At 40.9% G+C, this 26789-nt stretch carries 29 protein-coding genes; 12 read left to right on the top strand and 17 right to left on the bottom strand.

What is annotated here, in order from left to right; genetic code table 11:
• Positions 1 to 216 precede the first annotated feature (216 nt).
• The 6 genes from BA1_RS11670 (at position 217) to BA1_RS11650 (ending at position 6277) form a co-directional block, all read left to right on the top strand.
• Complete coding sequence (locus BA1_RS11670) at positions 217 to 1098, top strand: alpha/beta hydrolase (protein WP_008359139.1); 882 nt, start codon at positions 217 to 219, stop codon at positions 1096 to 1098.
• Between the two features lie 209 nt (positions 1099 to 1307).
• Complete coding sequence (locus tag BA1_RS11665) at positions 1308 to 2933, top strand: ABC transporter substrate-binding protein (RefSeq protein ID WP_008359137.1); 1626 nt, start codon at positions 1308 to 1310, stop codon at positions 2931 to 2933.
• Between the two features lie 98 nt (positions 2934 to 3031).
• The gene (locus tag BA1_RS11660) at positions 3032 to 3997 is read left to right on the top strand and encodes an iron-hydroxamate ABC transporter substrate-binding protein (protein WP_008359135.1); all 966 of its coding nucleotides are present in this window, start codon (positions 3032 to 3034) and stop codon (positions 3995 to 3997) included.
• 89 nt (positions 3998 to 4086) lie between these two features.
• Complete coding sequence (locus tag BA1_RS11655; RefSeq protein WP_008359132.1) at positions 4087 to 4824, top strand: alpha/beta hydrolase; 738 nt, start codon at positions 4087 to 4089, stop codon at positions 4822 to 4824.
• 72 nt (positions 4825 to 4896) lie between these two features.
• Positions 4897 to 5040, top strand: coding sequence for a YycC family protein (locus BA1_RS18735; RefSeq protein ID WP_008347524.1), 144 nt, complete (start codon positions 4897 to 4899; stop codon positions 5038 to 5040).
• A gap of 22 nt (positions 5041 to 5062) precedes the next feature.
• Entirely contained in the window at positions 5063 to 6277 is a 1215-nt protein-coding gene (locus BA1_RS11650) for a CynX/NimT family MFS transporter (protein ID WP_008359130.1), read from the top strand.
• 42 nt (positions 6278 to 6319) lie between these two features.
• Here the strand turns inward: BA1_RS11650 and rplI are convergent, their stop codons facing one another.
• From rplI to BA1_RS11635, 3 genes are read right to left on the bottom strand one after another with little or no spacing between them, the layout of a single operon-like run.
• A complete protein-coding gene (rplI, locus tag BA1_RS11645) occupies positions 6320 to 6769 on the bottom strand; it encodes a 50S ribosomal protein L9 (protein WP_008359128.1) in 450 nt (149 codons plus the stop codon).
• Entirely contained in the window at positions 6766 to 8745 is a 1980-nt protein-coding gene (locus tag BA1_RS11640; protein ID WP_008359126.1) for a DHH family phosphoesterase, read from the bottom strand. The genes rplI and BA1_RS11640 overlap by 4 nt, the downstream gene beginning before the upstream one ends.
• A 30-nt stretch (positions 8746 to 8775) precedes the next feature.
• A complete protein-coding gene (locus BA1_RS11635; protein WP_034739221.1) occupies positions 8776 to 9714 on the bottom strand; it encodes a YybS family protein in 939 nt (312 codons plus the stop codon).
• Between the two features lie 302 nt (positions 9715 to 10016).
• On the opposite strand from BA1_RS11635, the gene BA1_RS11630 reads away from it, so the two are divergent.
• Positions 10017 to 10943 carry a manganese-dependent inorganic pyrophosphatase gene (locus BA1_RS11630; RefSeq protein WP_008359122.1) on the top strand — a complete coding sequence of 309 codons (927 nt, stop codon included), beginning with the start codon at positions 10017 to 10019 and terminating at the stop codon, positions 10941 to 10943.
• A 68-nt stretch (positions 10944 to 11011) separates the two neighbouring features.
• On the opposite strand, the gene rsiV is transcribed toward BA1_RS11630, so the two are convergent.
• The 3 genes from rsiV to BA1_RS11615 all read right to left on the bottom strand — a co-directional run bounded on the left by rsiV (position 11012) and on the right by BA1_RS11615 (position 13166).
• Positions 11012 to 11866 (bottom strand): anti-sigma-V factor RsiV, encoded by an 855-nt coding sequence (gene rsiV, locus BA1_RS11625; protein WP_008359121.1) that lies wholly within the window; start codon positions 11864 to 11866, stop codon positions 11012 to 11014.
• The gene (locus tag BA1_RS11620) at positions 11867 to 12361 is read right to left on the bottom strand and encodes an RNA polymerase sigma factor (RefSeq protein ID WP_008359119.1); all 495 of its coding nucleotides are present in this window, start codon (positions 12359 to 12361) and stop codon (positions 11867 to 11869) included.
• Positions 12362 to 12506: 145 nt separating this feature from the next.
• The gene (locus BA1_RS11615; RefSeq protein ID WP_008359117.1) at positions 12507 to 13166 is read right to left on the bottom strand and encodes a hypothetical protein; all 660 of its coding nucleotides are present in this window, start codon (positions 13164 to 13166) and stop codon (positions 12507 to 12509) included.
• Between the two features lie 106 nt (positions 13167 to 13272).
• Here BA1_RS11615 and katX point away from each other — a divergent pair, with 106 nt between their 5' ends.
• A complete protein-coding gene (katX, locus tag BA1_RS11610) occupies positions 13273 to 14862 on the top strand; it encodes a catalase KatX (RefSeq protein ID WP_008359115.1) in 1590 nt (529 codons plus the stop codon).
• Between the two features lie 48 nt (positions 14863 to 14910).
• Here the strand turns inward: katX and wrbA are convergent, their stop codons facing one another.
• From wrbA to BA1_RS11570, 8 genes are all read right to left on the bottom strand, one after another.
• On the bottom strand, positions 14911 to 15534 hold the full coding sequence (gene wrbA, locus BA1_RS11605; protein WP_051009120.1) for an NAD(P)H:quinone oxidoreductase: 624 nt from the start codon (positions 15532 to 15534) through the stop codon (positions 14911 to 14913).
• 59 nt (positions 15535 to 15593) lie between these two features.
• Positions 15594 to 16205 carry an alpha/beta hydrolase gene (locus BA1_RS11600; RefSeq protein WP_008359110.1) on the bottom strand — a complete coding sequence of 204 codons (612 nt, stop codon included), beginning with the start codon at positions 16203 to 16205 and terminating at the stop codon, positions 15594 to 15596.
• Complete coding sequence (locus BA1_RS11595; protein WP_051009119.1) at positions 16202 to 17188, bottom strand: ring-cleaving dioxygenase; 987 nt, start codon at positions 17186 to 17188, stop codon at positions 16202 to 16204. Before BA1_RS11595 ends, BA1_RS11600 begins: the two co-directional genes overlap by 4 nt.
• A 232-nt stretch (positions 17189 to 17420) precedes the next feature.
• Complete coding sequence (gene rpsR, locus BA1_RS11590) at positions 17421 to 17660, bottom strand: 30S ribosomal protein S18 (protein WP_008359105.1); 240 nt, start codon at positions 17658 to 17660, stop codon at positions 17421 to 17423.
• A 40-nt stretch (positions 17661 to 17700) separates the two neighbouring features.
• On the bottom strand, positions 17701 to 18243 hold the full coding sequence (ssbA, locus tag BA1_RS11585; protein ID WP_008359104.1) for a single-stranded DNA-binding protein SsbA: 543 nt from the start codon (positions 18241 to 18243) through the stop codon (positions 17701 to 17703).
• A gap of 36 nt (positions 18244 to 18279) precedes the next feature.
• A complete protein-coding gene (gene rpsF, locus BA1_RS11580) occupies positions 18280 to 18567 on the bottom strand; it encodes a 30S ribosomal protein S6 (protein WP_008359103.1) in 288 nt (95 codons plus the stop codon).
• 108 nt (positions 18568 to 18675) lie between these two features.
• Positions 18676 to 19776, bottom strand: a complete 1101-nt coding sequence (gene ychF, locus BA1_RS11575; RefSeq protein ID WP_008359102.1) for a redox-regulated ATPase YchF — start codon at positions 19774 to 19776, stop codon at positions 18676 to 18678.
• A 216-nt stretch (positions 19777 to 19992) separates the two neighbouring features.
• Positions 19993 to 20199, bottom strand: a complete 207-nt coding sequence (locus BA1_RS11570) for a DUF951 domain-containing protein (protein WP_008347561.1) — start codon at positions 20197 to 20199, stop codon at positions 19993 to 19995.
• Between the two features lie 295 nt (positions 20200 to 20494).
• On the opposite strand from BA1_RS11570, the gene BA1_RS11565 reads away from it, so the two are divergent.
• Positions 20495 to 21814: a hypothetical protein gene (locus BA1_RS11565; RefSeq protein ID WP_008359100.1), complete on the top strand. Its 1320-nt coding sequence runs from the start codon at positions 20495 to 20497 to the stop codon at positions 21812 to 21814.
• Between the two features lie 15 nt (positions 21815 to 21829).
• Positions 21830 to 22240, top strand: a complete 411-nt coding sequence (locus BA1_RS11560; RefSeq protein ID WP_008359097.1) for a hypothetical protein — start codon at positions 21830 to 21832, stop codon at positions 22238 to 22240.
• Positions 22241 to 22266: 26 nt separating this feature from the next.
• Here BA1_RS11560 and BA1_RS11555 read toward each other — a convergent pair whose 3' ends face one another.
• Positions 22267 to 23322 (bottom strand): YkvI family membrane protein, encoded by a 1056-nt coding sequence (locus BA1_RS11555; protein ID WP_082194749.1) that lies wholly within the window; start codon positions 23320 to 23322, stop codon positions 22267 to 22269.
• A gap of 72 nt (positions 23323 to 23394) precedes the next feature.
• Between BA1_RS11555 and yyaC the strand changes: the two genes are divergently transcribed.
• Complete coding sequence (yyaC, locus tag BA1_RS11550; protein WP_008359093.1) at positions 23395 to 24021, top strand: spore protease YyaC; 627 nt, start codon at positions 23395 to 23397, stop codon at positions 24019 to 24021.
• 360 nt (positions 24022 to 24381) lie between these two features.
• Here yyaC and BA1_RS19050 read toward each other — a convergent pair whose 3' ends face one another.
• Positions 24382 to 25203, bottom strand: coding sequence for a hypothetical protein (locus tag BA1_RS19050; RefSeq protein WP_008359091.1), 822 nt, complete (start codon positions 25201 to 25203; stop codon positions 24382 to 24384).
• A gap of 423 nt (positions 25204 to 25626) precedes the next feature.
• Between BA1_RS19050 and BA1_RS11540 the strand changes: the two genes are divergently transcribed.
• Positions 25627 to 26223 carry a tetratricopeptide repeat protein gene (locus tag BA1_RS11540; RefSeq protein ID WP_474372819.1) on the top strand — a complete coding sequence of 199 codons (597 nt, stop codon included), beginning with the start codon at positions 25627 to 25629 and terminating at the stop codon, positions 26221 to 26223.
• Positions 26224 to 26534: 311 nt separating this feature from the next.
• Here BA1_RS11540 and BA1_RS11535 read toward each other — a convergent pair.
• Positions 26535 to 26789, bottom strand: a 255-nt coding sequence (locus BA1_RS11535) for an IS3 family transposase (RefSeq protein ID WP_008359087.1), incomplete at its 5' end; no start/stop codon positions are given.

Raw genomic sequence — 26789 nt, 5'->3', positions numbered from 1 at the left:
GCAGGCCGCATCAATAAATTGGGCGAAATTAACATTTACATAACTTTATGAACATTTGACTTTATAATTAATAACTATTATTATTTGGTTTGCTCACATGATAATTGAGAATCATTTTCATTTGAAGTTTTCAAGTAATACTCTCATCCAACCAATATTCACAAGTCTGCTTTTATCACCATATGAGGATCATTTTGAGGAAGGGAATTTTTATATATGTTGAAACACCCTGAAGGAATGGGTATTGAGAATTCACTTTTCGGAGAAAGCCGTCCCTTTTTTATACCTGGGACAGAGCAACTGGATATCACAGCACACCCATACAGACTTTTTATATTTAAACCGAATACCACTCCTCCCGCCGCTGGTTTTCCAGTCATGTACGTGCTTGATGGGAATTCACTTTTTGGCACAATGGTCGAAGCCATTCGTTTACAGTCAAGAAGACCTGAAAAAACAGGTGTCGTACCTGCCATCATTGTTGGAATTGGCTATCAGACAGAAGCGCCCTATCATCCGCTTAGGCATTATGATCTCACTCTTACTGGCCCTGACGCTTCCATTGGGGGTAAAAGAAAGGACTTCTCCATTCATACATATGGCGGCGCCTCTTCTTTCTTTTCTTTTATAGAAAAGACGGTAAAGCCTTATATCAAGCAGCGCTTTCCAATCAACCAGAGTCGTCAAACACTATTTGGGCATTCTCTTGGTGGTCTTTTTGTATTACACACACTATTTGAGCACCCTGATGCTTATCAGACATATATTGCAGGCAGTCCTTCTATCCACTGGAACAAAGAATTATTTCTAGAAAAAGAACATCAATTCACCAACCGTATACGTCAGGTGCCTATAGATGTCAGGCTGCTTGTAGGTGTAGGTGAGTTAGAAAAACATCATCCCTGCCAAATGAATGCTCATGCAAAGTCACTAGCAAATCGTATGCTGCCTTTATCCTCATATGGCTTGCATACGGCCTATCACGAGTTCCTTGAAGAAGGACATACATCCGTTTTACCAGTGCTGATGAATTACGCTTTTCGTTTTGCACTCTATCATGATGGTCCTTTAACAACCACAGACATGAAAAAAAGCTAGTGAACACACGAAACATAGTAATCTATTTCAAAAGATTGCCCTTATCACAGGCGCAGGACGGACAACGAATACAAGTGTTTCTCTACACCCTATGCACCCTGATCTCCATCAGGGTGCTTTTTTGACAGAATAAACACACCATTTTCCAGCTCTTTCTGATACAATTCAATTGAGAATGTTTATCAATTAATAAGAGATCAGGTGGTTTTATGGGAAACAATCATCAATTATGTACAAAGGTAAATGCTGAACAATGCATTTACCGATTAACATATACTGAAAAAATAAATAATGCAGATCTTCCACATACGGAGCAGCAGCTATCAGATACATTCTGCCTTCTTTTCAGCATAAGCGGCAGCGGTTTACTCACATTGAACGATCAAAAATGGCGATTGAAACATATGACACTCTATACGATCATGCCTGGGGAAACATTTATGCTGAAAACAGAACCTTATCAAAAACACGAGCTCTTTCTGTTTCGCTTTCAGCTCTACACGATGCAAGATCAAAACATAGGAGAAGTATCAACTGATCATGCCCGTTCTTTACTGACTGTGTGGCAATTTATCGATATTAGCTCGATTGAACAAATTCATTCTTTACTGTCCGACATGACAGAGGAATGGAAAAAGCCTGAATCCATTAGCTTTTTTAGAAGCCAAACTCTTTTTCAAAAGCTCATTTTGCAGCTTTTCACACTGCATAAAGAAGATATTTGTGACACGGCACACGCCCTTTTCAAAACAAAACAATATATCGATCAACATTCCGAAGAACCTCTCAGCCTTACAAGTCTATCTCATATGGCTGGAATCAGCGCCAACCATTACAGTGAGCTATTTAAAAAGCATTTTGATGTGAGTGTGACTGATTATATCACCAAGAAAAGAATGGCTAGAGCCAAGCAGTTAATGGCAAAAGGCAATGCAAAGCTCAAAGACATTGCACTGGAAATCGGCTATCAAGATCCCTATTATTTCAGCCGCATCTTTAAGAAAAAAATGGGCATAACCCCTTCTACTTATATGAGAAGCCGCCAGCGAAAAATCGCAGCCTATGGACATTCCATACTCGGTCAGCTCACACCCATTCATATCATCCCATATGCTGCCCCTCTTCACCCTAAATGGACAGCACATGATTTTGAGCATTATGCAGAAGAAATTCCGATTCACTTGAGTGCACATCGTATCAACGAGCACGCTGAAGCCAATTTACAGCAATTAAAGGAAGCACAACCTGAGCTGATCATTGCCAATGATCATGTGACAGAGGAAGAAAAACAAGTGTTGAAAACCATCTGTCCTGTTCACTTTGTTCCATTCACACAAGTGGATTGGCGCACTCAATTCAGACAAACAGCTCTGTTCTTAAACGAAACGAGGGAAGCAGAAGAATGGCTGCTTCATTACGAAAAACTCGTTAATCAAGCGAAAAAGGCATGCGTTATTGATCATCCACCAAGAACTGTCCTGCCTCTTCGTATCTTTCAAGATCAGCTCTACTTATCTGTCAATCGCACCATGTCAGAAGTAATTTTTCATGAAATTGGCCTTCTGCCAGCTTTTCAGAATGATGGCCAGCTCATCGAAAAAAAAATCAGCATTCACTCTATACAGCAGTTAGACCCAGATGCCATCTTCCTCTTGTTGCATAAAGAACCAAAAACCATTGCTTTTTATCAAAAATTAAAGCAACAGGAGGCTTGGCAAAATCTCAAGGCTGTGACGCAACAAGCCGTCTATCCACTCGCTTCTGACCCTTGGCGTGAATACACAGCAGCTAGTCATCAACGAGTCATTCAGGACCTTTTATCTTTTTTTCCGTAAAAAGTCCATCACTAGACAGATCATTGTCTATGGATAAAAGGATGAAAGACTACTACAATCTTTAATTGAGAACAATTATCATTTAAAGGGGAAAACAAATGAAAAAATGGTTTGCATTGCTTATCCTTTGTATCATGACGATCACCGCAACAGCCTGTGGTGCTGCAGAAAATAAACCGGCTTCAAACACAACCAAAAGCAAGTCAGCTGAAGCAGCAGAAACAAACATCCAATATTTAGATCAAACGTACAAACTGAAAACACCAGTGAAACGAATCGTCATTGCTGGAAGCCTAGAATCGATGGAAGATGCAAAACTACTTGGTATCGAGCCTATTGGTGCTTCTACTGTCGGCGGCACTTTCCCTGAATTATTTAAAGACATTACAGCAAAAACAGAAGGCATTGGGGAAAAAACAGAACCGAACCTAGAAAAAATCTTAAAACTAAAACCAGACGTGATACTCGGATCAACCAAGTTCCCGCCTGCAACAATTAAAAAACTAGATAAAGTTCAAACGACGATCCCAGTATCTCATGTCTCGTCTGACTGGGAAAGCAATCTATTATTGCTCGGTGAGCTGACTGGAAAAAGTAAAGAAGCAAAAAACAGCATTGCTGATTATCAGAAAGATCTTAAACAAGCGAAAGAAACCCTGAAAGACAAAAGCAGCAACAAAACAGCTGTCATTTTACGCATTAGACAAGGCGACCTGTACGTGTACCCTGAAGATGTATACTTCAACTCTACTTTATATGGGGACTTAGGGTTTACAGCACCAAGTGATGTCAAAAAAGCCAAAGCACAAGCAATGATTTCATTGGAGCGCCTAGGCGAACTAAATCCTGACTATATTTTTGTTCAGTTCTCTAAAGAGGAAAACTCATCGAATCCAAATGCATTGAAGGACTTAGAACAAAATAAAATTTGGACAAGCCTAAAAGCTGTGAAAAATGGGCACATCAATGAAAATGTCGTTGACCCTATGCTTCAAGGAGGAACAGCACTAAGCAAAACAACCTTCCTTGATAAGGCTGTCAAATGGTTAGATCAAAACAACTAAAAAGATGCGCATCTTGACAAAGGGCTAAACATTTTAGCCCTTTGTTCTTCTTTTCAGCGGAGCTTGAAAACTTGAAGGAGAGAATACACATGAACGGAACGTTTCTATATGACGAATTGAACGGGCGGCAGCTCGATATTTACCTTCCACCGGACACCTCTATTGATGTTCCAGCTGTCTTTGTACAAGATGGCTCTTCTTTGTTTAGAACCCACCTGCCAGAGATCGAAAGCATGATTGAAGCCAAAACCATCTCGCCAATCATCATCGTCGGCATACACCCCTTCAATCGACTTGACGAATATACACCATGGAAAGCATCATCACTGCGTTCTAGATTCCCTGACTTTAAAGGTGAGGCACAGACATATGTGTCATTTTTAGCAAATGACTTGCTTCCATATATCAAAAGAGAATACCCAGTCAAACAGACCGGTCATGAACATAGCCACGTAGGTGCTTCACTAGGTGGGCTATTTGTTATTTATACCCTATTGATGCACCCTACCCTTTTTCAACGTATCGCATCTATCTCCGGGTCATTTTGGTATCAAGATTTTCTACCGTTTGCTAAACAACAAAGCATTCAATGTGTTGTGGATCACCTTATTTATTTGTCTGTAGGCAGTGAAGAAGGGAAAGGCAAAACATCTGCTCAACAGCACATGCCTTTATTCAACAAACAACTACATGACCTTTTATTACAGAAAGGGGTGCCGGAATGGCAGCTGCACTATCACATCGAACAAGGAGAGGGCCATCATCGGAAACAATTTCAAAAAAATTTCTTATCGGCCATCAAGTGGTTTTATAATAGAGAACGCTAATTTTTTATCAGCAAGGTACAAAGCCGATATGGTATATTGGAACGTATAGATTGAAAGAGGAGGGATTTGCGCATGAGACCTTTACAAATCTCAGCCGATACCGCACAGAAGCTTGCCGCATCACTCAATGTACCGTTAGAGCAAATCATGCATATGCCACAGCACATCTTATTAGCTAAATTAGCGGAGCTTGAACAGAAGAAAGATCGTTCTTAAAGAAATAAAGGAGTTTACATTCATGGAACAACAACTAGAAAAATCAACATTTCATCCTCGCAGTACAGGGCAAACCATTTTGCTGATTGCCGGGATTTTACTCATTGCCTTTAACCTGCGCCCTGCCATTACGTCCGTTGGCCCTGTGATTGGCGCCATTCGTTCCGATTTACAGCTTTCAAATGGACTTGCTGGTTTCCTCACGACATTACCACTGCTCTCATTCGCATTGCTATCTCCCATTGCACCTAAAATGGGAAAACGTCTTGGGAATGAACGAACACTTTGGCTTGGGCTTGCTGTCCTGCTCTTTGGGATTGTCATTCGTTCGTTTGGCACAATCACCTTTTTAATGATGGGAACGGCGCTAGTCGGCGTAGGAATTGCGATTTGTAATGTGCTCTTACCGGGGCTCGTGAAGCATAAATTCCCTGCACATGCTGGATTGATGACAAGCGTGTATACAACCTCGATGTCCGTCTTTGCTGCACTTGCATCAGGTGTCAGTGTTCCGCTCAGTCATGCGTTGCCCGGCGGCTGGAATACGTCATTTCTTGTCTGGGCTGGACTTGCGCTTGTGGCCATGATGGTTTGGGCGCCTCAGCTTCTTCATCAGAACACAGCAGCTGCGAAAAGCATTTCGCTCACAGAGCAGCCGATTTGGCGTTCACGTGTCGCATGGCAGGTGACCTTTTTTATGGGCTTGCAATCATTTCTTTTCTATAGCAGCATTGCATGGTTTCCTGATATTTTGACATCTCATGGCATGAACCTCTCAACAGCTGGATGGATGCTGTCTATTATGCAGTTCGCTGGTCTGCCATCGACCTTTTTAACACCCGTTTTTGCAGAAAAATTAAAAACGCAAAGACCGCTTGTGTGCGGCCTTGTGCTCGTTTATTTATTAGGCATGATCGGTCTTCTTCTCGGAGGATCTACGCCTATTCTTGTGATCTCTGTCTTATTGATCGGGATTGGACAAGGGGCCAGTATTAGTCTTGCACTCACACTTATTGGACTACGGACTACCCATATGGAACAAGCAGCTGCCCTTTCTGGAATGGCGCAGTCTCTCGGTTATTTATTAGCCGCTATTGGCCCTTTCATGATCGGTATTCTCTTTGATTTCAGCCATTCATGGACACCATCCATTATCATCTTTATCGTCATTTTATTCTTCATGTTCTTATCAGGCATGCGTGCCGGGCGAAATGTCTCTATATCCGATCCTTCTTAAAAAGAAAGACCCCGTCTCACGAGGAGACGGGGTCTGTTCTGTTTATGCTTGTTCTGTCACATGCACCTTTAACGTTGCTTGTACTTCTGGGTGAAGCTTCACCGGTACATTTGTGTATCCTAACGCACGAATCGCATCATTCAGCTCGATTTTGCGTTTATCGAGTTTGATTTGATGATCTTTTTGCAATTTATCAGCGATTTGTTTGCTTGTAATCGATCCAAACAGACGACCGCCTTCACCTGATTTTGCAGTGAGTTCCACTGTTAACGCCTCAAGTGTTTCTTTGAGTTGTTTCGCTTGTTCAAGCTCCTGGATGGCATTCTTTTTCTCTTTGTTTTTCTGCCCTTCCAATGCACTTAGGTTCGTTGGAGTTGCTTCAACAGCTAACCCTTGTTTGATGAGAAAGTTGTGAGCGTATCCGTCAGCTACATTCTTCACTTCGCCTTTTTTCCCTTTGCCTTTTACGTCTTTTAGAAAGATCACTTTCATCTTTGAACCCCTCCTTCGAAATATTCGTCTATGGCAGCTTTTAACTTCTCTACCGCTTCTTCAATGGTTATACCATAAATCTGGGTCGCAGCGTTAGTCAAATGACCGCCGCCGTCTAATGCTTCCATAATAATTTGAACGTTGATATCCCCTAATGATCTTGCACTAATGCATACGGTGTCGTCATCTCGTCTAGCGACAGCAAATGACGCTTCCACCTCACTCATTGACAAGAGAGAATCAGCTGTCTGTGCAATCGTAATTTGATCATAATATTCAGAGCTGTCAGACGGCAATGAAGCGATCGCTACCTGGTTTTGATACAGCTCTGTATGCTGAATGAGTTTTGCCCGTTTGATGTAATGATCGACGGTTTCTTTGAGAAACTTTTGTACAAGGACAGGATCTGCCCCCTTTGCACGCAGGTAAGAAGCTGCATCGAAAGTTCTTGACCCTGTTCTCAGTGAGAAACTTTTCGTATCCACAATGATCCCAGCAAGAAGGGCGGTGGCCTCAATCATGTTAATCCGCAATTTCTTCGGCTGATACTCTAACAGCTCTGTTACAAGTTCTGCTGTAGATGAAGCATAAGGCTCCATATAGACAAGTAAAGGATCACGGATAAACTCCTCACCACGTCTATGGTGATCAATGACAACGACATTTTCAATTTTATTGAGCAGTCGTTCTTCCATGACAAGAGACGGCTTGTGTGTATCGACGACCACCAGCAATGTATCATCCTTTGCAAGCTCCATGGCTTCCTCTGGTGTGATAAAACGTGACCAAAGCTCTTCATAATTCTTAATTTCACTAATTAAGCGTTGAACACTATCCCCAATCTGATTGGCATCAATGACGATATAGCCTTCTTTCCCATTGGCCTGAGCGACCTTTAAAATACCAATTGATGCACCAATTGAGTCCATATCGGGAAACTTATGCCCCATGATCATGACATTACCGCTTTCAGATACAATTTCTTTTAATGCATGAGAAATAACCCGCGCGCGCACTCGTGTCCGTTTTTCCATTGGATTGGTTTTCCCGCCGTAAAATTTCACTTTCCCATTCGGCTGTTTAATGGCTACCTGATCCCCGCCTCGTCCGAGGGCAAGGTCAAGACTCGATTGGGCAAGCGCTCCAAGCTCTTTTAAAGATGGAACCGACGCACCGATTCCGATACTAAGGGTAAGCGTTGCGCTATGTGCCCCTGTTTTCTCACGGACCTCGTCTAAAATGGAGAACTTCGACGCTTCAAGCTCTGCTAAGATGCTCTCATTTAATACCGCCATAAATCGTTCAGATGAAATTCTTTTCAAGAAAATGCCATATTCTTGTGCCCAATTGTTTAACAGCGATGTCACTTCACTATTAATGGCGCTGCGCACTTGATCATCAAGACCTTGCGTGACATCGTCGTAATTGTCTAAAAAGATATACGATAACACCGTTCGTTCATTTTCGTACTGCCTTTCAATCTGCACCTGTTCCGTGACATCAAAGAAATATAAAAGGCGCTCGGACCGTTTAATAATGACTTTGAATTTCCGGTCATTCAGCGTCACATTCTCTGTCTCGACCTCTTGTTTAATCAGAGGCACAATTGACTCAAATGTATCGTACAAGGATCTGCCGACAAGTGTGCTTTCATGAAAGCACGAAGCGAGAAATGGATTGGTCCATTCGATATAATACTGGTCATTAAACAGCATAATACCAATTGGCATCTCCATTAATGCTTCTTCTCCAACCTTTTTGACTCGATAGGATAATGTTGAAATATATGAATCAATCTCTTTTTGCACTTGCGTATCTGCCCACTTTAAGAAGTAAAGCACACCTGCAAGGACTAAAAGACCAACCGCTCCTATGATCCAATTAAAATAAAGGTTGAGGAGGACTGTGACCACCGCAAGAACAATTAACGCGAAGATCGGATACTTGATGACAGGTTTTCTATAGAAGCTTGGCACTGATATCAACTCCTCAACATTCAGAGTGAATTATTTGTTTTTTACTTTTTCTCTTAAATCAAAGCCTATGTCAGCAATCCCTATAATTCGCACAATCACACCGATCGGCGGAAAGAAAACCGTTAACACGACAGCGAAAATGGGTACCGCTTTTGAGATGTTTTTTTCGTGGCAATAATAGAAGATAAAAGAAAAGCCCTGAATAAGCACCAGTATATATAAAATTTGAAACGCACTCGTTTGCACGAGCCATAAAAAGCTGCCTTTCTCTGACTGAATCAGCATCAAAAGCAGTGTGAGTAAATAATACCATACCATGCTTTTTGGCAGACGCATATCCTTAAATTTCTTCAGGACTGGCATGTCTGGAACAAACCGTTTGAGCAAGGGACGAACGAACCAATGATTCACAAAAGACACCAGCGTGACAAAAATAAGCAGCGTGACAGGTAAAGCACTTAATGCCGTATCCTGCACCTCTCTAAACTGCTTGAGTTGTTTCGCTATGTCCTGTTCAGAAGCGCCGGATTGCTTTAAGACACTCTCTACCATCGGCATCATTTGGTCAATTGATTCTTTAGCAGCACCAAGTATATCTATCTGGAAAAGCTGGACACTGACGACAAAGTAGATGAGAAAACTGAATAAATAAATCAGCGCACCGGTAATGATGGCATTACCTGGCTGCCTCCTGCTGTAGAAAACACCCATTCCTATTCCGACAGCGATCAGTATTGGTGCACTCATCAGCCCGTTAATAGACCCAATTAAAAAGCTGATCACTATGCCAATAGCGCCAGCCGCAATTCCTTTTTTCAAGCCATGCCTGATTGTATAGAGAATGATCGGAATCGGAGCAGCTAGGCAGAAAATAATGGATAATAGCGGCACATACAAATAAAACAACGTCATCACCGCAAAAATGCTGATCATGATAGCGCCTTCTACTAACGCTTTTGTTTGTTTCACACCTTCACCTCTATCCAATCATTTGTCTATATCTTGCTCAATGTGTACTTCTATGTATACGTGCGATGTAAGCTCCGTCATATCTTGCCCCAACCTTTATTTTACCATAGCGGCAAATCGCAAGTAAAATGCAGGCTATTCTCGGAACGTTTCACGTGGAACACTTATATGGATGAGTGCATGCAAGTTTTCAGACAGCATGTTACAATTTTTTAGATTATTCTTAGCTATAAACCCTGAATTCAAGGTCAAAAGCTGTTAGAATAGAAACATCATCAATAAATGTAAGAAGGAGAATTCACATGGGAAAAACACTCGTATTCGGACACAAAAATCCTGACACAGACACGATTTGCTCTGCTATCGCTTACGCTGATCTAAAAAACAAAATCGGCACTGAGGCAGAAGCTGTCAGACTTGGAGAAATCAATGGAGAAACACAATATGCATTAGATTTCTTTAAACAAGAAGCACCGCGTCTTATTGAAACGGCTGCCAACGAAACAAAACAAGTCATTCTTGTCGATCATAACGAATTCCAGCAAAGTGTAAGCGATATTGATCAAGTACAAGTAACCGAGGTCATTGACCATCACCGCATTGCCAACTTTGAAACAAGTGAACCTCTTTACTATCGTGCTGAGCCAGTTGGCTGTACAGCAACGATCTTAAACAAAATGTACAAAGAGCATCAAGTCACAATCGAAAAAGAAATCGCTGGTTTGCTTTTATCTGCGATCATTTCTGATTCCTTACTTTTCAAATCCCCAACATGCACACAGCAAGATATTGATGCTGCGCATGAGCTGGCAAAAATCGCAGGAGTTGACCCTGAAGTATACGGTTTAGACATGCTGAAAGCAGGCGCTGACCTAAGCCAAAAAACGGTTCAAGAATTAATCACACTTGATGCAAAAGAATTTGCACTTGGGAACAGCAAAGTCGAAATTGCTCAAGTGAATACAGTTGATATCGCTGAAGTCACAGCAAGACAAGCTGACATTGAAGCAAAAATCAATGAAGTCATTACAGCGAAAGGCCTTGATCTATTTGTTCTAGTGATCACAGACATTCTAGAAAATGACTCTCTTGCGCTTGCACTTGGTGCTGAAGCAGCAAAAGTAGAAAAAGCATTTAACGTCAAGCTTGAAAACAACACGGCATTACTCAAAGGTGTCGTATCAAGAAAGAAACAAGTCGTGCCTGCACTTACGGACGCTCTTTCTTAATCAATAAAAAAAGGCTGCTGACCCGGGGACTGACCCCCGTTCAGCAGCCTTTTTTGTATGTCTTCTTTTTAATGAATATATACATCACTGACGAGGATATCCTTTAGAGCACTTGTTGGAATCGTGAATTCAACCATCCCCATGTAGCCAGGCGCCACATCATATTCGTTGAAGGAAATCACGAGCTTGCCTTTCGAATTGATATAGAAGCTTTGTTCCGGCTGGATTTTCTTAAATGGGTCCATATCCTCTTTGCCGATCCAGTAAATCTTATTGGAATCCTCTTTCATCTGTTTTTTCATTTGTTCTTTAATGTTCTCACTAATTACATCAATATAACGCTCATCTTTAAACAAGCTTGGTAATGTAAGGAGTACATGGTTCTTCTTATCAACCGTATCGTACGTCATTTCTTCTGCCGCTGAAGCCTCAGTGGTCACTTTGTACCGGCCTATTGAGAGAATTTGATCATTGTTCGTTTTCACTTCATACCCGCTCTCAACACTCAAATGGCCATTTTGATAGCCCTTGGTTTCCTTTTCAAAATCTTGATACAGCTTTTTGTTTTCAGCTAAATATTTTTGATTCAGGCTGTCTTGTAATGTCCCGTCCCCAAGCCCTGAAACGTGTGGTGTTTTGAGATCAATATTTGTTCCCTGATTGCTCTTTTTAAATTCTGTGAACGTCACGACTTTCACAAGCTCACCAATGACAGGTACCTCTGAGATCGCTCTTGCTGCCTGTGGACTGACATTCACAGTGGTCACAAAAAGAGACGCCGCAGCGGCGAGTCCAATGGCCCATTGCTGAAAGTGTAGTCTTTTATTTTTTCGCTTCAATGTTCGTTCAACCATAGCATCATATTCTGGCGGGATAGGTATTTCTAAATATCCCTCTTTTAACTGTTCCAAATGCTTATCCATTTATATTTCCTCCTGGGATAATTCTACTTTTAAAAGCCGCAACGCCTTATATAATCTTGTTTTAATGGTGTTTTCATTTTCTTCGAGAATATGAGCAATGTCCTCTAGTTTTAAATCTTCAAAGAATCTCAATATAATGATGACCCGATACATCTCCGGCAAATCTTCTATGGCCAGTCTGACATCTTGATCCTCATAGACATCCGATTCGCCCTTTGATAAGAATTCAAGTGTGTCATCATCTGTCACCTGCACCCGCTTCTTCTTTCGTAAAAAGTCTAGCGCAGCATTCACGACGATTTTATAAAACCAGCTATGCATTTTGCTTGCATCCTCTAGTCGGTGGACAGATTTGAGTGCTTTATGAATAGCCTCTTGAACGACATCCATCGCATCTTCCGGGTTTTTGACATAGCTATAGGACAACCGATAAAAACTGTGTTTATGCTCCATGACGTAATCCGCAAATTGATCGTCTATTTTTCGTTTCTTCATTTTACAAAGAGCTCCTTTATCTTAAATGCGCATCTGTTATTTCTTACATTGGATAGACGTGCACTCTTTCAAAATAGTTTGCGCTCGATTATTTTTACCATGTCAAAGTATATCTTTCTATACAAAAAAAGCGAACCTGTTGGGTTCACTCTTTCGTAGCCGCTATTGTTTGATGAACAAAGGATTTTAGTGGAGACAGCGGATGAATGATAGAAATGCCTGTCTCCTCCTCCACCTGCTGGGCAGCGTGAACCATCGAGAGCTGCATCACACAAATATCTCCGTTTTTTTGCTTCATACATCTTTTCAGCTGCTCCTTGATTCGCTCGTCATAAGCTTGCATATGACCATCTAGGCAAAGATGAAAGGCATCCTCCATCACAACCATTTCTACTTCAACCTGCTTTTCCCGCTCTGTTGCATATGAATACAGCCGATTCATCGTGCCTTCTACTGTATCTGGGTTTGAAAACACTAACTGAAGCGGCCCTTTTTTCTCACAAATCTGCTCGAATAACGGCTCATCTATCGGAACAATCGGTTGTTTAAAAAAGTGCTGCTGATCCCCCAATGCCGCAATGTATTGAGTACACGTTAATAAGATCAGATCCGCCTCCCGCTCTTGCATCAAGCTGCTGATGGCATAGGTTTGCTGCTTGTGAACATCAAAATCGGGATCTTGTTTGGCCCGTTCCATAAATGATGAATCGACGATGTGATGCAGATCAAATCCTGTGTCATAGAAAGCGTCGTCAATGTAAGAAATATTAGATGGATGTGCGTGAAGGCAGTGCAATCGAATCATTAGGCCCGCTCCTCATAAAAGTTTTCACTCATTATATCAATCCTTGTATGAAATAGGGAGCAACATGGCCATATTGTTAGGGAGAAATTGAAGGAGGGATTCTACCTTGAAAGAAGAACAACAGCCTACATCATCTTCAGAGTCAGAAGAAACCTTGACGAATCGACAAGGTCACCCGGTAACAGATAATCAAAACATGAGAACCGTTGGGAATAGAGGACCGACTACGCTTGAAAACTACGATTTCCTAGAGAAAATCAGTCATTTTGATCGTGAACGCATCCCTGAACGTGTCGTTCACGCACGAGGTGCCGGCGCACACGGATACTTTGAAGCCTACGGTACATTCGGTGACGAACCCATTTCCACTTATACAAGAGCCAAATTATTTCAAGATAAAGGAAAAAAGACCCCTGTCTTCGTTCGATTCTCTTCTGTTATTCACGGCGGACATTCACCAGAAACTTTACGCGATCCGCGGGGATTTGCGATCAAATTTTATACAGAAGACGGCAACTGGGATCTCGTTGGGAACAATCTCAAAATTTTCTTTATTCGAGATGCTTTGAAATTCCCTGATTTGGTTCATGCCTTTAAGCCTGACCCTGTCACCAATCGTCAGGATGGAGAGCGCATTTTTGATTTCGTTTCACAATCACCTGAAGCAACACATATGGTGACATTTCTCTTCTCACCATGGGGTATTCCTGCCACATACCGGCACATGCAAGGCTCTGGCGTCCATGCCTATAAATGGGTGAATCATGAAGGAAAAGCAGTACTGGTCAAGTATCACTTTGAACCGAAGCAAGGGATTCGGAACCTGACACAAGAACAAGCCCAAGCCATTCAAGGGGAAAACTTTAATCATGCCACACAGGATTTATATGAAGCCATTGAACAAGGGGATCATCCTGAATGGGAAGTATACGCGCAAATCATGGAAGATGACACCCACCCCCATCTAGACTTTGATCCACTAGATCCGACAAAGCTCTGGTACAAGGATGATTATCCATGGAAACCGATCGGACGAATGGTGCTAAACAAAAATCCAGAAAATTATTTTGCAGAAGTGGAACAGGTTGCCTTTGGGACGGGGGTTCTTGTAGACGGATTAGATTTCTCAGATGATAAATTGCTGCAAGGACGTACCTTCTCATACTCTGATACGCAGCGATATCGTGTCGGGCCAAATTATTTACAGCTGCCGATCAATGCCCCGAAAAAGAATGTTGCCACCAATCAGCGAGATGGGCAAATGGAATATCATGTGGATCAAGGAAAAGGACAAAACCCCCATGTGAATTATGAACCGTCCATTCTCGGAGGATTAAAAGAAGCGCAGCAAGATGGAAAGGATCATACGCCTTTTGTAGAGGGTGAAGTCAAACGAGAAGCCATTGACCGCCCGAACAATTTCGGACAAGCGGGAGAAACCTATCGCCGCTTCAATGATTGGGAACGTGAGGAACTGATTAAAAACTTAGTCAACACCTTAGCTACCTGCCAAAAAGACATCCAAGACCAAATGATCGAAAACTTTACAAAAGCTGATCCTGACTATGGAAAACGTGTGGCCGATGGCTTAAAAGCCTTCAAACAAGAGGAACCAAGCGGACCAATTGGATCAACAGGCGTCGCACAGGCTGTAAACGATGCGATCAACAACAGCACACCTTCAGATCCTTATTAATGAAAAAAGAATGCAGCGGCAAGGCTGCATTCTTTTTTTATACATCTATTAAGCGTTTTGACCTTTTTTGATCCATTCTGCCACATTCACTGTACGTTTCGCCTGATGTTTCACGGCAGCTTCTGCATCCTCTTGAATCTTGCCATTTTGGTCCACAGTGACACTCACACCGTAAGGGTTACCCCCTGCGCCGTATAGGGAATCATCTGTGTATCCAGGAGCGGCAATAATAGCTCCCCAGTGGAACATGGTTGTATAAAGGCTTAGAACCGTCTGCTCCTGTCCGCCATTTGGATTTTGTGCAGATGTCATCGCACTCACTGCTTTGTTTGCCAATTTGCCTTGGAACCACAAACCGCCTGTTGTATCTAAGAATTGCTTCATTTGAGCCGGTAAGTTACCGAAACGTGTCGGCATGCTGAAAATAATGGCATCTGCCCACTCTAAGTCACTTAACTGAACCTCAGGGACATCTTTTGTTTCATCTAAATGTGCTTTCCATGCTGGATTTGATGCAACAACTGATTCTGGTGCCAATTCAGGAACCTTTAATATTTTGACTTCAGCGCCAGCTTCTTTCGCACCAGCCTCAGCCCATTTCGCCATCTGATAGTTTGTACCTGTTGAACTATAATAAATAATCGCTAGTTTTACGTTTTCCACTTGTTCCATCTCCTTTTGTTTGGTTTGCCCAAAAAGCTTCTGTAAAAATCCCACCTGTATTCCCCACCTTATTTAAATTGACGACGATACCACAATGCCGCAGCATCGACTTCTTCTCTCGTTAGCTGATGTCCACGATTTTCCCAATGAAGCGTTACGGATGCTCCCGCCTCCTGAAGCAGTTGCTCCAGTTCCTGAGATTCCTCAGGACGGCACATTGGATCATTTTCACCAGCTGCTATAAAGACTTGTTTCCCCGCTAATGAAGGTAATGAAACCCCTCGTCTTGGGACCATTGGATGATGCAGGATCGCTCCTTTCAACGCATCTCCGTAATGGAATAACAGACTTCCAGCAATATTCGCCCCGTTTGAATAGCCGATGGCTACAACATTGTGACGATCAAATGCATACTTATCTGCTGCTTCCCCGATAAATGTATATAATTCCTCTGTACGCTCAATTAAATCTTGCTCATCAAAAACACCCTCTGCCAAACGCCTGAAAAAGCGCGGCATGCCGTTTTCTAACACATTTCCTCTTACACTAAGAACAGATGCGTCAGGATCTACCACCTCTGCAAGCGGCAATAAATCATGTTCTGTCCCGCCAGTTCCATGCAGCAGGAGCAGGACCGGTTTTTGTTCATTCTTTCCTTTTTGAAAAAGATGCTTCATCATGAATCTCCTTTCCCTTTTATTTCTCTTACCTCAATCGGAAGCACAATTTGTTCAATCTGACTGCGCTGCTCCTCATATTGCGGCGGCAGTTTCAACGCTTCACCCATTGTTTCCACAGATTCATCATGTGCAAAACCTGGGGGATCGGTCGCAATCTCAAATAATATGCCGCCAAGCTCTCGAAAATAAATGGAATTGAAGTAATTTCGGTCTTGCACAGGTGTCACTTGGTACCCGCTTTGCGCAATATGTCTTTGCCAATCTAATTGATCCTGATCATCTGTTGCTCTCCACGCAATATGATGTACAACACCCACGCCCATACGGCCTCGTGCAACAGGTGTCTTTTTCACATCAATAACATTCCCAATATCACCGAACGAACGGAATCTCACATAATCCTCATCTTCGCCGACTCGTTCAAGCCCCATCGTTTGCTCTAACAGCTGCATTGTTTGCTCCGGCTGTGATGTGAATAAAATAGCTCCCCCAAACCCTTTAATCGCTGCATCTGGAGTGACCCCATTAAATGTCCACTCATTTGGCTTTCCTTCCTCACGCTCTACAAGCTCAATCAACAAGCCGTGCGGATCTTCAAATGAGAGAAAGGCCTCACCAAAGCGTTCAACCGTTTCATAAGAAACATCAAACTGCTCAAGACGTTCCTTCCAGAAAGAGAACGCGCCTGTCGGTACGACATAGGTTGTCACACCGACTTGGCCTGCTCCAATTTGTCCCTTTTGTGCGCCTGGCCAAGGGAAAAACGTAATAATGGTACCTGGAGATCCCTCTTCATTCCCAAAATATAAATGATAGGTGCCAGGATCATCAAAATTCACGGTCTTCTTCACAAGACGGAGACCTAAAACACCTGCATAAAAATCAACGTTCTCCTGAGGATGACCCACGATGGCTGTAATATGGTGAATTCCTTCTGTTTTCTTCACCTCTAATGACCTCCTAATACAAGTAACTCTATTCATTATGTCTTAACTGATGCCTTTATATTATCTCGAATTCGAGATATTAAACCAAAAAAATATATTTATCTCGAATTAAGGATATGATGTTTTTAAATAAATGTCAACGATTTTTGTTTTTTCTTTTTAAAAAAACAGGGTCACTATACAAATAGCAGACCTGCTTTTCTTTTGATCTATTTTATTTAATAAAAAAAGCGAAGAGCTCAAGGCTCTTCGCTTTTAAGTCAACGACTTACTCACCAGTCACGTATGGAAGTAATGCCATTTGACGTGATCTTTTGATCGCTAAAGTCAATTTACGTTGATACTTAGCGCTAGTTCCTGTTACACGACGAGGTAAAATTTTACCACGCTCAGAAACAAACTTTCTAAGAAGATCAACATCTTTGTAATCGATGTGCGTGATACCGTTAGAAGTAAAGAAACATACTTTACGACGTTTCGCACGACCGCCTCTGCGTCCACCTGCCATTTGTTTTCACACCTTTCCTTTAGTTATTTTTTCAGTTCAATTAGAATGGCAAATCATCATCGGAGATGTCAATCGGTTTACCGTCATTCGCAAATGGGTCATCATTGAAGCTATTCCCCTGATTACGATTTTGGTTGTTTTGATTGCCATATGGACTTTGATTTGGTTCATTTCCAAATGGATTCTGATCGTTTTGGCTGCCGCCATAATACTGGCCTCCGCTATTGCCACCGCCGCTGTATCCACCTGAACCAGCACCGCCACTTTTCGGCTCAAGAAATTGAACACTTTCAGCTTGAACTTCTGTCACGAAGACACGCTGTCCTTGCTGGTTTTCATAGTTTCTTGTCTGCAAGCGACCGTCTACACCGGCAAGACTTCCTTTTTTCAAGAAGTTAGCCACATTCTCGGCTTGTCTTCTCCAAGTAACACAGTTAATGAAATCGGCTTCACGCTCTCCAGATTGATTCGTAAACGTACGATTCACCGCTAGAGTAAACGTGGCTACAGCCGCACCATTAGGCGTGTAGCGAAGCTCAGGGTCTTTTGTTAGTCTTCCGACCAATACAACACGGTTTAGCATATTGAAAGACCACCTTTAGATATATATTTCAATGATTTATTCTTCTTCTTTCACAACAATGTGGCGAATGATATCGTCACTGATCTTAGCTAAGCGGTCAAATTCTTGAACTGCTGCAGCGTCAGATTGAACGTTTACGATTTGGTAGAAACCGTCACGGAAATCGTTGATTTCGTATGCAAGACGACGTTTACCCCAATCCTTTGTTCCAGTGATCTCCGCACCGTTAGAAGTTAACACGTTATTGAAACGCTCGATAACTGCTTTTTTAGCCTCATCGTCAACTGTTGGGCGGATGATGTACATAACTTCGTACTTTCTCATCTGATTGCACCTCCTTTTGGTCTAAGCGGCCCTAAACGGGCAAGGAGCAATAAATTATATTACTCACAATTGTATATTATAACAAATCACTTGGTCTATGACAAGAACCTATACGTTAAAACGGAAATGAATGACGTCTCCATCTTTCACTTCGTATTCTTTACCTTCTAAACGAACTTTCCCTGCCTCTTTCGCAGCAGACATGCTTCCGCCAGCTAGTAAATCCTCATAAGCAACCGTTTCAGCACGAATAAATCCACGCTCAAAATCCGTGTGAATAATTCCAGCACATTCTGGTGCCTTCATTCCTTTTTTAAATGTCCAGGCACGTACTTCCTGCTCACCTGCTGTGAAATACGTAGCTAAGCCTAGAAGTGAATAAGACGCTTTAATCAGCTGATCTAGTCCTGATTCTTTGATGCCGAGTTCTTCAAGGAACATCTGCTTCTCTTCTCCTTCAAGCTCTGCAATTTCAGACTCGATCTTAGCACAAACAACGATCACTTCAGCATTTTCGCCAGAGGCAAACTCACGAATTTGCTGCACATATTCATTACCGTCCTGATCCGCAACTTCATCCTCACTCACATTTGCTACATAAAGAATGGGTTTAGACGTTAGTAAATGAAGCTGTTTCACAAGCTTTTGCTGCTCATCTGTAAATTCTACAGATCTTGCAGATTTCCCAGCTTCAAACGCGTCCTTTAGCTTCGTCAAAATCTCAAATTCAGCTACAGCTTCCTTGTCCTTTTGTTTCGCAAGCTTACTCACACGAGTTAATCGCTTTTCAACCGTTTCTAGATCAGCCAAAATCAATTCTAAATTAATCGTTTCAATATCTGATACTGGGTCAACCTTACCTGATACGTGTGTAATGTTATCATCGGCAAAAGCTCTTACCACATGACAGATCGCATCTACTTGGCGGATATGAGAAAGGAATTTATTTCCTAACCCTTCACCTTTAGAGGCACCTTTGACAATACCAGCAATATCAGTGAATTCAAAAGCAGTCGGAACTGTCTTTTTCGGCCGCACCAATTCTGTCAGCTTTTGTAAACGTTCGTCTGGAACTTCTACAATTCCGACGTTTGGATCAATGGTACAGAACGGATAGTTAGCAGACTCCGCTCCAGCCTGTGTAATTGCATTAAATAGCGTTGACTTCCCGACGTTAGGTAAGCCAACAATACCAGCTGTTAAAGCCATTCTTTCATCTCCTCTATATGAAACGTGCTCGTTATACTGCGTAATATGAACCTAGAGCAATTATAAGTAGGTTTACATGAAAAGACAAGCTAACCGTTATGCATTTTCAATAGTAGAAACATCACCAAAAAGACTAAATCAGAACTTTAAAACGGAATATTGCATCTGTTTCTCTATACAAAAGACAAATTTAATCAAAAAAAGCATGAGGCCTACTTAAGCAGTCGGCTCTTCATGCTTGACGAGAATTTTTTTCATTTTTCGTTCAAAATCTCTTCTTGGGATCATCACGCTGTGCCCGCACCCTTCGCACTTAATGCGAATATCCATGCCCAAACGAATGACTTTCCACCGATTGGCACCACATGGATGGGGTTTTTTCATTTCAACGACGTCATGTAACCCAAATGCTTTGTCTGCCATCAGCCTTCACCTCTCTTGCTCACTTCATTGAATCTATTGTACAAAAAAACGGTGACGGAGAGCAATGAACAAAATAAAGAGATACTTTCTTGCGTCAGTCCCGTTCTTTTTTTATAAAAAAAATACTCCTTTTAGATCATTTTATTTGTGACCAATAGTTACTTAAACTCCGCTTTTTTTCAATATTGTCACAAACACTGTAGGTCAAAAGGTTTTTATTGGTAGAACGCTGTGGTTTTTCCATATTTTTTGATTTATGATATCTGCATAAATGTTATGTGAGGGAGCAGGTACGATGGTCAATCGAAAGGATAGATTAACCGATAAAGAATATAAAATCATATCCGATCATGCTGGAAACGCAGACAATTACCAGCAGCACCATACGATAGAAATAGGTCAGCAAACGCTCACTGTCCACGATTTTCTACAAATCGATCATCAATTATATGGTTTAACAATGCAGCATGAGCGTTCAGATGAATATATTGTCGCTTTTCACTGTCCGCTGCCAAAGCAAATGAAGGTCATATCCTCACAAGATGTTCACACGGCCGCCCTTTCATTGCTCAAAACGGATTATGTCTATCCCATTGAAAGGAAGTCCTTGGCTGGGAATCAAGATCATGTCTTTTTTAAAGGAAAAGAATACATTGAGCAAGTCTGTCAGAAGCACCCAAATGCAGCCATCTATCTCACTGGACAAGCTCTTGCCGGTGCTGTTTGTGCTTATATTGCGACAGAACAGCCAGCTGTCAAAAAAGCGATCACATTTGATAGCCCAAATATATGGAGCAGCCTGTCTCCAATGATTCAGCAACAGGCGCTGCAAGGAAAATATACTCATGTTCTCACGGAATATATTCAACCCAATCATTACGTAGGTTTACTTAATCGCCACGATCATGGGATTGGACAAGTGAAGTACACTGTACCGCCTCGGGACCAAGGCACAGTCCAAGACTCCAATCAATATAACAAAAGAGAAATGGACACCTTTTTAAAATCAGCTTTTGCGTCTATGAATATAGAATGGAACCCATCATTTGATACAAATGCATTTTTAGCTCTCGTATCAGGAGATTTCAAGGTAAATGGGTATTCATTCCATTCGAATGGAGCTGCTCGTATTTTAGATGAACAGCTTGATCACAATACAAGCTTTACGACCATGCTTTTGCAAGAAATCCATTCAGGCCGTGCATATGCACAAAACGGGCTTGAAATTATCATAAAATCCCATTTACTAAAAAATTCATCGTATGACCTACAAAGCATTATTGATCATGAGGTGCAAACGATATTTGAAAAAATAGATGGGATCGATGAAAGTGTAAAAGACGCTGTCCATCATGTAAAACAAGAGCTCAAAGGCCTTGTTGGCTTTGGCCACTATGATCTATTAAGTCATAGCGATGTAGAATCACTGTTAGAAGAAGTCAGGATGGAGCAGCACCATTCATCCTTTTATTCACATGAAAAACAACTGAATGCCTTGTACACCCTGAGAGACTATGAACAAGAACTTTCTACCCTTTCAAGACATATGTACACAATGGGTGATGACTATGCCAAGGCAGATCGACGCCTTGCGATGCAAATGGGTATTCGGTAAGAAAGGAGTCAACGTATGATCAACCAAAATAAACCTCCTAGTGACGCCCAGCGTTTTCTGCAAAATGTGAGTGCCCGCCGCTCGATGTCTGTATTCGAAAATCAGTCCGCACCTCAAGCACAATCGCAATCTCCTGAAGAAATTGCCGCCATCCAGGCTATGCGCAGAGAGGGACAGCGAAAGGATTTAAAGCGATTGCTGAAAATGCGGCTGCATGACGAATTGGCAAACACCCGCGTGCACTTGGAGTACCAATTGTCCAAAACAGAGGATATGATGAACCAGACAACCATTGTCAAACAACATCTATCCCAGCATTTAAAGGGACAAGCCATCTCAGAATTAGAGGAACGTCTTCAGCGTCTTCAGCACATGCCCGTATATGACGATATCAAAGAAGCCATCGATTCCATTCGGATCAAATAAGCACTGCTCTTGGTAAGAGAGGTGCTTTATTTTATTTTATCAATATAATTTTTAGACCGAGAGAATATCTTTTTACTTAAAATCGGATACAGCATTAAACAAACGAGCAAATAAAGGTTTAACAAGCTATAAATCGGATACAAAAAAGCAATCAAATCAGCAAATCCTAGCGAGGTTAAAGGCGCCATCAAAAGGAGCATAACGAATACAATAAACCATCGAGGCATTCGTACAAAGGAGAGCATCCGGCTGGATAACCCAAATAAACCCGCAGCTGTTGTTGTATAAATGGCTAAACAAAGGACAATGGTCATAAACACAAACAATGACGTTGGCGCCCCCTCTAATACTGTAAACAGAGGAATTCCCTCTGCTGAAAGACTGCCAGAAATATCGACCAGTATTTCATTATATACATAAGAGATGACGCCAAAAATCAAACCGCTTAATATACTCGCAACCTTGGCTTCTCCAAGCCCCTTCATTTCTTTTCCAACCGAAGACAGCACCGCCACAACAGATAATATATTCAAAGAGGCAAAGACAATACTGGCAGGCCAATTGTACTGCTGACCGAAATCAATTCTCCACATATGATCATGATTCATATAATAAAAAACAAACGCATAGATGAGCCCCACAACCAAAATTGGTATAATGAAAGCATTCACAGATAAAAGACCTTTCACGTCCCAGAAAAAAATCATAAATGAAAAGAAACAAAACGCTCCGATTCCAATCCAAAATGGCACATGATACATCTCAAGTGTGACCCCGCCGCCAGCAATCATGACCGTTGTGGTCGTGAATAAATAAAGGACAATTAAAATGTCATACACCTTAGCCAGCCATGGACCTACAAGCCGCTCTAGCACTGGCACAAAGTGATCGGCACGCACCTCATAGCTAATTTTTAACACCACATAGGTAGACAGCATAAACATCAGCGTAAACAGTAGAATGGCTAGTCCACTATCAAGGCCAAAAAACTGCCAAATTTCTTGACCGGAAGCATATCCCGCTCCTATTAAGCTTCCTAATATTAAAAGTGTCCACCTTGAACCAGCCTTCCACACAATCATCACCTCATAGGTATAGAATTAAGCTTGTTTCCGTATACTGTTACTAACTACTATGACAAGGAAGTGAGACCTATGAATAGCAAGAACGGTCTTTTTTTTAGAAATAGGGTGAAAGAATACGTGTCCCATACGGATACAAATGCCATTCAGCAGCTTAAAAGTATTTTATTCTCGCATCTTCAGAAAGCAGGGAAAAGACCCGTTGCCATCGTCTGCATTGGAACAGACCGCTCAACTGGCGACTCTCTAGGTCCACTTGTTGGAACAAAGCTTTCAGGTCTCGATTTGAAAAAGCTTCATGTATACGGAACCCTCTCTGACCCAGTACACGCTGTCAATTTAAAGGAAAAGCTCGCCGAAATTGAACAAGCTCATAAACATCCATTTATCGTAGCGGTTGATGCCTGCTTAGGAAGAGTGAAAAGTGTAGGTTCGTTCCAAATTGGAGAAGGACCGTTAAAGCCTGGGGCAGGTGTGCAAAAGGAGCTCCCGGAGGTAGGAGATATTCATATCAATGGGATTGTCAACGTGAGTGGGTTTATGGAATACTTCGTTCTCCAAAATACACGTCTTCATCTTGTCATGTCTATGGCCAATACACTTTCTGAAAGTCTATCTCACATTGATCAAATGGATTGGACAAGAGAAAAAAGCCGTTCTCTCTTCAGTCCTATTCAAAATATCACTGGGAGAATATAAAAAAGACCATCTCATGAAGTAAAGGTGGGGTTTGTCTACGGTCTGACGCCCTCTTTTAGAAGAGGGCGTTTATTTAATTGTTTATGGAGAAAAGATATTAAATTTGTAAACCAACAACTGAAAGTAAGTAAATATCATACAATCTTTTCTGCTAAAAATGGTTTAAAACTCAGTTATCGGACCTTTGTTTTTTATCAAATATTTTGGAAATAAACCAATAAATAATAAAGGTAATAGGCAAAGCAAGAAAATAAAAAATATTTTTGGGTACATACATATTATAGAAATAATAAAATATTGTAATTACACATGCAAAGACAATGTATTTCACTATATTTTTCATATAATAATAGACTCCTCTTAATATATATCAACCCAACCATTATTAGGCCGTTTATCTCGTTTATCTAACTGTTTAGCAATTTGAGTACCAATGTCTAAATAATTTAAAGCGAAAGCTACAGAAACGCCAACTGCTGTTGCTAGGTGTTTTGCACCCCATGCTTTTAGTTTACTTGTAACTGTTCGGGTAAATATTTTCTGAGCTTCTTTCTTTCCTTTACTGATAATAAATGATTGAATAGCTCCTACTCCCCCTCCCACTGCTATTCCAATAGCAGTGTTTATTATAGCACCTGTTACCCTTACAGATAAACCAATCTTCCAAGCTGCCTGAGTCTCTTTAATTCCAATCATATCACTAAAAGTATTTTTTATTGTAGCAAATTGATTATCACTAAAGTCATTTTGATTATTATCTAAAGACTCCATTTCTTTTTCTAATTCAGATTGTACACCAGTCAAATCTTGATATGTTTCAGAATTTTCATCAAAGAAATCTACTATTGCTTCTTTAAATAATTCTTTTTCGTCAACACCGGATAATTCTGTTTGTTCGTCTACTATTTGATAAAATAATTTTTTTTCTTTATTTGTCATTTCATTTATAGAAGGTAGATTCATAACTTCTTCTTCGAGATCAAAACTTTTGGATAGAACGCTATCATCTAATTTTACAGTAGTGTCTATCCCTTCTACAGTCTCAGAAGCTAAGACCCCTTCTAAAACAGGATCTTTAACTTGATTAGGTTCTGCGAAACTAGTCAAAGGTGATAAAGCGCTAAGAGTAAAAACGAATACAGTTAAAATTGTGGCTCTCTTCAACATAAATTTAATTTTCATATTTTTAATATCACTCCTTTAATTGGTAATTAATTTTAACATATTGATAAAATAAAAAAGTTTAAATTTACCTTAAATATGATTCGTAAGGTCATATAATAGCTGTTTTTATATTGAAAACATGTTAAATTTAATAATTTACCATTAAAGAATAATTTAAATTTAAATGTAATTAATTTAAATAATATTTTTTGGTGATGTGAAATACATATATAGTGTTTTTATAAAATTAGTGAAGTCCAAAATAAGAATGTATACTATTAAATGAAACGCTTCCTACGTAAAGATATATAAAGCTAAGGAAACCTTGTCTACCATACGAGAATATTTTACATATAGAGAGTTCAGCATACTGTCGTGACAGATAAATATTCATAAAAAACCCCCGGGAGCTTTAAATCAGCAGATTTACAAGAGAGTCGGATTGCTACTACTCTAATGGTAATCGCATCAAATAAGATGGATTTAAACCAACTCGAACAAGCTGAATCCACCTATAAGGATGCTATCAATTTAGCAGCAAAATCTAACATTGATTTGCCACAAGCGCTGGGGTATTTCAATCTAGGGATATGTTATGACCGTCAAGGAAAGGTTCAGCAAGCTTTAGACTCTTTCCAGAATGGGTTGTCTATTGAACTAAAAAAACCACACAAAACACTGCATATGAGAACTAAGTACATGTTAGCCCGTGTTCTCTTCCAGTTAGATAAAAAAGCTGAAGGGCTGGAGTCATACAATGAGTCACTCATATTGGCGAATGAATTATCTGACAATGCGTATATTGCTAAGTTAAACATCATACATTCAATTTATATAACAGGTGATGAAGCTCAACTAGATGCAGCTTTAAATGTACTGAAAACTCAAAAACTTTGGAAAGATGCCGCAGAATTGTCAATCATGGCTGCAAGATTTTATAAAAAGCAGGATAATCATAAACTAGCATCAAAATACTTTGATGAAGGTTTGGAATCACAGGCCAAAAAATTGACATGGATGGAGGAGGAAGCTGAATGAAGCACCTGAAAGTTATGATTATAAAAAACAAAGTAATCATAAAGTATCATCAAAATACTTTGATTAATTTTTTTTATCACAGGCCAAAAAATTGACATGGATGGAGGAGGAAGCTGAATGAAGCACCTGAAAGTTATGATATTAAGCCTTACCTTATTAATGGGGGTCACAACCGCAGTACATATAAATTCCTCGAACGATTTTCAAACCGCAGAAGACGCATACTTTGGTTAAGCCATTAATAAAAAGAAAAAGCCCTGTTGGTAGGGACGGGACTGACCCCCGTTTTTGAGACAGGGATCAAAACACCTTTACGAAACAGCCAGTTGCCGAAACTCTTTTGGTGACTGGCTGTTTAATTTCAATTGAATTCGGATATTGTTATAATAATCAATATACTCCCTGACTGTTTTTTCTACAATGGCTGTTGTAGTGTTTGTCAGGTGGTGGAGATAAAATCCTTCTGATTTTAAACTTGAGTGGAAGGATTCGATGGGGGCATTATCAGCGGGCATTCCCTTACGGGACATGCTCATGGTAATGCCTTTTTCCTTTATCTCCTTTTG

The organism is Bacillus xiamenensis (assembly GCF_000300535.1).
Taxonomy (GTDB): domain Bacteria; phylum Bacillota; class Bacilli; order Bacillales; family Bacillaceae; genus Bacillus; species Bacillus xiamenensis.
This window is presented reverse-complemented; position numbering and strand designations above follow the sequence as displayed.

Excerpts from the sequence above, each read along its gene's own strand:
- BA1_RS11670 (WP_008359139.1), top strand. The coding sequence starts at position 217 with ATGTTGAAACACCCTGAAGGAATGGGTATTGAGAATTCACTTTTCGGA.
- BA1_RS11665 (WP_008359137.1), top strand. The coding sequence starts at position 1,308 with ATGGGAAACAATCATCAATTATGTACAAAGGTAAATGCTGAACAATGC.
- BA1_RS11660 (WP_008359135.1), top strand. The coding sequence starts at position 3,032 with ATGAAAAAATGGTTTGCATTGCTTATCCTTTGTATCATGACGATCACC.
- BA1_RS11655 (WP_008359132.1), top strand. The coding sequence starts at position 4,087 with ATGAACGGAACGTTTCTATATGACGAATTGAACGGGCGGCAGCTCGAT.
- BA1_RS18735 (WP_008347524.1), top strand. The coding sequence starts at position 4,897 with ATGAGACCTTTACAAATCTCAGCCGATACCGCACAGAAGCTTGCCGCA.
- BA1_RS11650 (WP_008359130.1), top strand. The coding sequence starts at position 5,063 with ATGGAACAACAACTAGAAAAATCAACATTTCATCCTCGCAGTACAGGG.
- rplI (WP_008359128.1), bottom strand. The coding sequence starts at position 6,769 with ATGAAAGTGATCTTTCTAAAAGACGTAAAAGGCAAAGGGAAAAAAGGC.
- BA1_RS11630 (WP_008359122.1), top strand. The coding sequence starts at position 10,017 with ATGGGAAAAACACTCGTATTCGGACACAAAAATCCTGACACAGACACG.
- rsiV (WP_008359121.1), bottom strand. The coding sequence starts at position 11,866 with ATGGATAAGCATTTGGAACAGTTAAAAGAGGGATATTTAGAAATACCT.
- BA1_RS11620 (WP_008359119.1), bottom strand. The coding sequence starts at position 12,361 with ATGAAGAAACGAAAAATAGACGATCAATTTGCGGATTACGTCATGGAG.
- BA1_RS11615 (WP_008359117.1), bottom strand. The coding sequence starts at position 13,166 with ATGATTCGATTGCACTGCCTTCACGCACATCCATCTAATATTTCTTAC.
- wrbA (WP_051009120.1), bottom strand. The coding sequence starts at position 15,534 with ATGGAACAAGTGGAAAACGTAAAACTAGCGATTATTTATTATAGTTCA.
- BA1_RS11600 (WP_008359110.1), bottom strand. The coding sequence starts at position 16,205 with ATGATGAAGCATCTTTTTCAAAAAGGAAAGAATGAACAAAAACCGGTC.
- BA1_RS11595 (WP_051009119.1), bottom strand. The coding sequence starts at position 17,188 with ATGAATAGAGTTACTTGTATTAGGAGGTCATTAGAGGTGAAGAAAACA.
- rpsR (WP_008359105.1), bottom strand. The coding sequence starts at position 17,660 with ATGGCAGGTGGACGCAGAGGCGGTCGTGCGAAACGTCGTAAAGTATGT.
- ssbA (WP_008359104.1), bottom strand. The coding sequence starts at position 18,243 with ATGCTAAACCGTGTTGTATTGGTCGGAAGACTAACAAAAGACCCTGAG.
- rpsF (WP_008359103.1), bottom strand. The coding sequence starts at position 18,567 with ATGAGAAAGTACGAAGTTATGTACATCATCCGCCCAACAGTTGACGAT.
- ychF (WP_008359102.1), bottom strand. The coding sequence starts at position 19,776 with ATGGCTTTAACAGCTGGTATTGTTGGCTTACCTAACGTCGGGAAGTCA.
- BA1_RS11570 (WP_008347561.1), bottom strand. The coding sequence starts at position 20,199 with ATGGCAGACAAAGCATTTGGGTTACATGACGTCGTTGAAATGAAAAAA.
- BA1_RS11565 (WP_008359100.1), top strand. The coding sequence starts at position 20,495 with ATGGTCAATCGAAAGGATAGATTAACCGATAAAGAATATAAAATCATA.
- BA1_RS11560 (WP_008359097.1), top strand. The coding sequence starts at position 21,830 with ATGATCAACCAAAATAAACCTCCTAGTGACGCCCAGCGTTTTCTGCAA.
- BA1_RS11555 (WP_082194749.1), bottom strand. The coding sequence starts at position 23,322 with ATGATTGTGTGGAAGGCTGGTTCAAGGTGGACACTTTTAATATTAGGA.
- yyaC (WP_008359093.1), top strand. The coding sequence starts at position 23,395 with ATGAATAGCAAGAACGGTCTTTTTTTTAGAAATAGGGTGAAAGAATAC.
- BA1_RS19050 (WP_008359091.1), bottom strand. The coding sequence starts at position 25,203 with ATGAAAATTAAATTTATGTTGAAGAGAGCCACAATTTTAACTGTATTC.